This window comes from Candidatus Borrarchaeum sp., assembly GCF_019058535.1.
In the GTDB taxonomy this organism is placed as follows: Archaea; Asgardarchaeota; Sifarchaeia; order Borrarchaeales; family Borrarchaeaceae; genus Borrarchaeum; species Borrarchaeum weybense.
Genome location: NZ_JAHPYX010000194.1, coordinates 23,076 through 30,071, shown reverse-complemented (window position 1 = coordinate 30,071; position 6,996 = coordinate 23,076). Strand labels below are relative to the sequence as shown.

Here is a 6,996-nt window from a genome sequence, read left to right as displayed (position 1 = left end):
GTTGATTTCTTAGACAACACTATCACAGGGAATGGACGCGCAGTAATCTTAAGGGAGGATTTAGATAAAGATTATATTAGTTCAGAAATCAACTTACCACCGCTTTCGAACGTTGATGGTGTGATCATACTGATGATCACTAGACGAAATACAGTAGTTCCAATCGTCTCAAAATTAAATGTAGAACAAACTGCTGCCGTTTTCATGCTTGGTGAATCAATAGAAACTTCTGGAAGTAATCCAGAAAGGGCTGGTGAATCTATTAGAGAAGTAGGGACAAACCCTTTCATAATCGGCAACAAGGCCGAAGAAGGCAATCGATTCTATGATATCCTCAAAAAATACCCAGGTAAAATCCATTGTTACTTAGCCAACACAGGTGGCGTAGGTGAAATAATGGAAAAAGATGCAAACGGGAAGAAGATAATAAAACAAAAAGTATTGCGCGTCGAAATTTCAGAAATGGCAGCAATAATTCGAGGAATTGCAAGAAATTCCATTGAATGGGAAGATGAACCATATTTCGGAGTTCAAGTACCCAAAAATGTACCAGACATTGATATTCGGAAATTTAATTTAGAACGATTTTACGCCAAAGAGCAGATTCTCACTTTAGTTCAAAATTTAAAACGAGAAAGGAAGAAATATATAGAGAAATTTCCAGAGCTTTACGAACAAATTAAAAACGCATTTATATAGAAGGAAAATATTTTTCGCCCTTATTCAGGCGTCCATTTTTTTCTAATATTTGATACTTGTGCTGCTTTTCAATATTGTATCCATAAGTATACCGCAGTATACCGATTAATTCCCTTAAATTGGTATCTTATAGGATAGTTCCAATTTAGGATTAACTCAGTCTTTTAAATGTTCAATGACATAATCTAGTATTAGTTCTGGAATTTCAACGAAAGTTGTTTCCATCAATCCTTTAAATTCTACTGTATGGTTGATCTCATTGACAACTAATCCTTCTTTATCTTCCAATAGATCAACGCCAAGAATTCCGCCTCCAACAACTTTCGCAGCCTTTAAACTCAATTCTTTAATCTCTGGAGTAATTTCGCAAATCTTTGCTGTGCCACCTCTCGCAATATTTGTCCGCCAGTCGCCACCATTTGCTTTTCTATACATAGCAGCAACCACATCATCTCCGATAACAAAAGCCCTGATATCTCTTTTTGAGGGAACCTTTTCCTGAATATAATGAATTTTATGAAGTGGTCCTAACATTTCTTTATGCTCTATAACTGATGTTGCTACGATTTCATCGTTAATCAAAGAAACAAGACGCCCCCAAGAGCCTACTAAAGGCTTAATAACAGCAGGATAACCTACATCATTCAAGGATTCAAGAGCAGAATCTTCTGCGAATGACACCAAAGTTTTTGGAGTTGGGATATTTGCTTTTGTTAACGCTAAAGTTGTCAAGAGTTTATTACCACAGGTTTGTGCTGTTTCAAAGGAATTGATGACATGTAATCCTTTGTTTTCAAGGATTGCTGATAGATATAACCCTCTAAAATAACTTACGCTTCTTTGGAGTAAAACATCATATTCCTGTAAATCCGAATTACAATCGGTTGCCGTTAGAGAGAGCCTTTTGGCATCAATCAAGTTCAAATCTATTTTTTTCTTCGCTGCAGCCTTTACAAGTTGCTTTTCATTCCAGCTAATTCTATCATATATTAATCCAATTTTCAGTTTCAAAACCCCCTTTAGAGGTATTAAATCAAAAAACTTCCAAGAGGGTCGTTAATAGGTGAAAGAACGAATTTTAGAACAACTACAGAGCCCACATGATTTGACTCTATAAGATTTATCTAAAACAAGTCTTGGCTTACACGAGTTGAAACCAAGTTTTCAACTTTAGCCTATTAACGACGATTTTCCAATGCAAATTTTTTTCATCGTCGTCGTCGTCGTCGGATCCCCACATCTAAAACAAGATATTCGTTTTCAAAAACAGAGTTTCCCATAAAAACTTCATCATAATCCATATAATCCACCTCTAGATCCGACTTTTTATTTTGTTGCACATTGCTCTTATGGTTTTTAAGATTTTTGTTTTTGTATATTTAGTGTGAAGTTCAATACAGCAAAAAAATGAAAAAAATCAAGATTTGGATTGAGTCATATCAAAAAGTGAAGAAAAAGTTAAGTTGGAGTCCAATTTTTCATTGCTCTTCGAAACATTTTATTTAGATCGTCTTCTTTAATAGGAACCGGATTTAAATAGAGTAATCGTTGTATTTTGAACGTATCTGCGGCTAAACGAGCAATATATTCTTCCTTTACGTTAAATGGTGGCGCTTCAAGGCCATATGGAATTCCAATATCCTTTGATAATTGAATAATTGCGTTTACGCTTTTTTGTGCAGCATCCATAAGCGAAAGATCTTTCACATTTTCACCTAGTAACTGGGCTATACGTGCAAAACGCTCTGGTGCACCTGGTATATTGAATTCCACAACTGCAGGAAGTATTACAGCGTTAGTAATGCCGTGTGGTGTATGCCATTGACCCCCCACGGGATAAGCCATGGCATGAACAGTACAAACTCCCGCGTTTGTGAACGCTGCACCAGCTAGGAACGACGCTAATAACATGCCACTCCTTGCCTCTAGGTTGTTACCATTATTAACAGCTAGACGTAAGTACTTTCCAATTAGTTCGATAGACTTTTCGGCAAATATATCCGTTAGTTCAGTTGAGCCCGTAAAAACAGGTCTTTCTGGTGGAGTTGCTGGCTTGGGTCGTGTCGTATATGGTCTAACGAAATATGCTTCAATGGCGTGAACAAGGGCATCCATGCCTGTTGCTGCTGTAATGGAGGGGGGCATCGTAATGGTCAACAGAGGATCTAAAATCCCAAGTGTGGGTCTGCCACAGAATAGTGCCCCCTTTACTAATTTTTCTGGGAAAGTTATAACTGAAGAAGGAGAGGTCTCACTACCGGTTCCTGCAGTAGTAGGAACAGCTATCAGTGGTTTAAATGGTCCTGGAATTTTTTTTCCTTCGCCAAAAGGTGCTGGCATGTAGTCGAGAATTTTGCCACCGTGTGTGAGCACTAAAGCAATTACTTTAGCTGAATCTATAGCACTTCCACCACCCAAAGCTACAAATCCATCAAAATTACTATCTTTAAAGTTGTCAATACAGTCTTGCATAGATTTTAACGAAGGTTCTGGTTCCACTTTGTCCCAGACCATAAAAGTGATATTTTGCTCTTTAATAGGTTGCATAATTTTGTCAACAAGACCAATTTTAACCATTACAGAATCAGTCACGATAAGACAATTCTCTATTCCTAATTTTTTTAGATCCCAACCAATTTCCGATGCAACATCTAGTCCAAATTTGATATTAGACATAGCAAATTGCCAGGCAGTATCTATTGGTAAGCTATCTATCGGCATTTTATGCCTCCTTTAAGAATTTATTTCGGATTAAATGCTTGCTATATGTAAAAGACCTTAATAAAAGTGACGTAAAAATATAAGAGCATTAGCCCGAAACGACTAACTTCACCCGTAATTAATAAGCTGCTATTTAAATCAATTTTTCAAGTAATCATATAGTTATTTGGAACAAGAAAGTAGAAAAAATCTACTTAAGTGTCCAATTTCGCATGGCTTTTCGAAATAACTTTTTCAGATCATCCTCGATTATCGGAACTGGATTTGCACCCAAAAGCCGTTGTACTTTGAATGTATCTGCGGCTAAACGTGGAATGTCTTCTTCTTTTACACCAATCGCTTCGAGGCCGTATGGAATGCCAATATCTTTTGACAATTGGATAATTGCATTTACGCTCTTTTGTGCAGCATCCATAGCCGAAAGATTTTCAATATTTTCACCTAGTAAATGGGCTATACGTTTAAAACGTTCTAGTGCACCGGGTATATTGAATTCAACAGATGCAGGAAGTAAAACTGCATTTGTTACACCATGCGGAGTATGAAATTGTCCACCAACTATAAGAGCCATTGCATGAACTACGGAAACACCTGCATTACTAAAAGCGACACCAGCGAGGAAAGAGGCTAATAACATACTACTTCTAGCTTCTAGATCATTACCATTAAAAACAGCTCTACGTAGATGTTTCCCAATTAATTCGATGGGACGTTCAGCAAACAGATCCGTCAGTTCTGTAGCTCCTGTATACACCGGCCTCTCAAGAGGCGTCTTGGGTTTCGGTCGAGAAGTATACGGTCGCACCCAATATGCTTCGATTGCGTGAACTAGAGCGTCCATACCTGTGCTTGCTGTAACAGAAGGGGGCATTGTCACCGTCAATAGAGGATCCAAAATACCAAGCGTTGGTATTCCGCAGAACAAAGCTCCTTTCACTTGTTTTTCCGGAAATGAGATAACTGACACAGGAGTAGTTTCACTACCAGTGCCTGCTGTAGTAGGTACAGCAATCAATGGTTTAGAAGGACCTGGAATTTTTTTTCCTTCTCCAAATGGAGGTGCCATGTAATCAAGAATTTTACCACCGTGCGTGAGCACCAAGTCAATTACTTTGGCGGAATCGATGCTCGAACCACCACCTACCGCTACAAAACCATCAAAATTATTATCTTTCAAGCTGCCAATACAGTCTTGCATAGAATTCAGGGAAGGTTCTGGCTCTACCTTATTCCAGATCATTACATCTATATCTTGTTCTTCAATAACGTGCTTAATTTTATCCACTGTACCAATTTGAGCCAATACAGGGTCTGTAATGATAAGGCAATTCCTTATTTCTAAACGTTTTAGATCGTATCCAATTTCAGACGCAACTCCATATCCAAACTTTATTCGAGACATCTGTAAATCCCAAACGGTATCAGTAGGTAATTCTGATAGTGACATACTTACGCCTCCTCTAAAACGGCAGTTTACTTCGCTCTCCAAGAGTGAACTAATGATTTCAATTGTTGCAATATGTTTCCAAGATCTCTTCCTTTTTGAGTGAGAGAATACTCTACCCTTACGGGTGTGGTCGGGATGACGTCTCTAACGATTAACTCCATTTTTTCAAATTGCTTCAATCGTTTGGATAGAGTTTTAGGACTTAAACTATTCAGTACGTCTAAAAACTCATTGAATCGCATTATTTCAGACTTCATAAGGTGCATTATAAGGAATATGCTCCATCTTTTTCCAAGAAGGGACAAGAGTTCACACCCACAACCAGGAAAACAATCCTCCATTCCACACTCGCAACTCAATTCTGTCAATGAGACTAACTCCGATTAGCTATATTAGGTTACATTTTGGGAACTACTAATTCTATATACTAAGTATAATAAGTAAATTAACTATAAAATGTTTTTCAAATGGTAGGGAACGGAATGAATAAAAGAATACAAGGGTTAATTGCGGCTGTCATCGTTGTAATCTGTTTGGTTGGTGCATATAGTTATATCAGTCCACAAATAACGGAAACTAGCGAAGGAAAAATAGGCGTTGTTGTCACCATTGTTCCGCAGACCGAATTTGTTGAGAGTGTGGCGGGTGATAGAGTAACAGTAACAGTAATGGTTCCTTCTGGAGCAAGTCCACATACTTATGAACCTACACCGAGTCAACTAGAAGCGGTTAGTAAGGCACAGATATACTTTAAGGTGGGATCTGGGGTAGAATTTGAGACTGCTTGGTGGGATAAGATTATCGCTGCAAATCCGAACATATATGTTATTGACAGTTCAGAGGGCATAGAACTAATAGGGACTGATCCACATATTTGGAATTCTCCAATTAATGCAAAGAAAATGGTAGAAAACTTTTACAACGGTCTTACACAGGTAGACCCAGATCATAAAGATGAATACAAAGCAAACAAAGATATTTATCTACAACAGCTTGACGAACTTGACAATTACATTCGAGAGCTCTTTGTCGACTTTACAAACAGGGTTTTTCTAATATATCATCCATCATTTGGATATTTTGCTGAGGAATATGGTCTGACACAAATTGCAATAGAGCACGGAGGTAAAGAACCGACTCCACAAGTCATTCAAGAAAGTATAGATGCTGCGAACACCTACAATTTATCATACGTCTATGTGGCACCACAATTTTCAACGATACATGCAAAAACAATTGCCAACGAAATTGGTGGGAAAATTCTATACATTGATCCTCTCGCTGAAAACTATATTGATAACATGAGTAATGTAGCTGACGCGCTTGCTTTGGAGTTTGAATGATACGTATACAGATACATACGATGGATGGATGGATGAAAAATGAATGCAGAAATTGTTAGCCTCAAGAATGTATCAGTTTATTTCAATGATGTTTCCGTTCTTGAGGACATCACTTTTTCTATAAAGCAAAACGATTTTCTTGCTATAATAGGCCCCAATGGGGGTGGAAAAACTACACTATTAAAAGTAATCCTTGGCTTGATTAAACCAAATAGAGGCGAAGTTGCAGTTTTTGGAAAAACCCCAGAAGAAGGGCGAAAATTAATTGGATATCTGCCGCAATACACATCCTTTGATTTGAAATTTCCCATAAACGTGTTCAACGTAGTTCTTATGGGGCGATATAATGGAATTTTCAAAAGATATTCGAAAGAAGATAAAGAAGCTGTCATTAACGCCCTGAAAATTGTCGAAATGCTCGAATTCAGGGATAGACAGATCGGAAAATTATCGGGAGGGCAGTTACAGAGGGTTCTTTTGGCCAGAGCACTTGCAAGAGAACGTAAATTGCTTGTGCTTGATGAACCAATGACAAACATCGATCCAGAGATGCAACAGTCATTTTATGAGTTACTCGTAGAACTCAAAAAAGAGATGACAATAGTTTTAGTAACTCATGATATTGGCGTTGTTTCTGTGTATGTCGATGAAATTGCGTGCTTAAATCGCAAGTTGGTGTATCATGGTTCAAAAGAAACGGCATTGAAAAAACTTGAAGACCTATATAAATGCCCGGTAGAACTAATAGCGCATGGAATTCCCCATAGAGTATTAAAGAGGCACTAA

7 protein-coding genes are annotated in these 6,996 nt (G+C 37.9%); 3 read left to right on the top strand and 4 right to left on the bottom strand.

Annotated features, from left to right (window positions below):
- Window positions 1–699: phosphoenolpyruvate carboxykinase (ATP) (locus QVB70_RS12130; RefSeq protein WP_287586587.1), on the top strand; the 699-nt coding region annotated here is incomplete at its 5' end.
- 156 nt (window positions 700–855) lie between these two features.
- On the opposite strand, the gene lysX is transcribed toward QVB70_RS12130, so the two are convergent.
- The 4 genes from lysX to QVB70_RS12110 all read right to left on the bottom strand — a co-directional run bounded on the left by lysX (window position 856) and on the right by QVB70_RS12110 (window position 5,235).
- Window positions 856–1,710 (bottom strand): lysine biosynthesis protein LysX, encoded by an 855-nt coding sequence (gene lysX / locus QVB70_RS12125; RefSeq protein WP_287586584.1) that lies wholly within the window; start codon window positions 1,708–1,710, stop codon window positions 856–858.
- Window positions 1,711–2,157: 447 nt separating this feature from the next.
- A complete protein-coding gene (locus QVB70_RS12120; RefSeq protein ID WP_287586582.1) occupies window positions 2,158–3,420 on the bottom strand; it encodes a hydroxyacid-oxoacid transhydrogenase in 1,263 nt (420 codons plus the stop codon).
- 190 nt (window positions 3,421–3,610) lie between these two features.
- A complete protein-coding gene (locus tag QVB70_RS12115) occupies window positions 3,611–4,867 on the bottom strand; it encodes a hydroxyacid-oxoacid transhydrogenase (RefSeq protein WP_287586580.1) in 1,257 nt (418 codons plus the stop codon).
- A 26-nt stretch (window positions 4,868–4,893) separates the two neighbouring features.
- Window positions 4,894–5,235 (bottom strand): helix-turn-helix domain-containing protein, encoded by a 342-nt coding sequence (locus QVB70_RS12110; RefSeq protein WP_287586578.1) that lies wholly within the window; start codon window positions 5,233–5,235, stop codon window positions 4,894–4,896.
- A gap of 114 nt (window positions 5,236–5,349) precedes the next feature.
- Between QVB70_RS12110 and QVB70_RS12105 the strand changes: the two genes are divergently transcribed.
- Together QVB70_RS12105 and QVB70_RS12100 are read left to right on the top strand one after the other, a co-directional pair.
- On the top strand, window positions 5,350–6,210 hold the full coding sequence (locus QVB70_RS12105) for a metal ABC transporter solute-binding protein, Zn/Mn family (protein ID WP_287586576.1): 861 nt from the start codon (window positions 5,350–5,352) through the stop codon (window positions 6,208–6,210).
- 39 nt (window positions 6,211–6,249) lie between these two features.
- Entirely contained in the window at window positions 6,250–6,996 is a 747-nt protein-coding gene (locus QVB70_RS12100; RefSeq protein WP_287586573.1) for an ABC transporter ATP-binding protein, read from the top strand.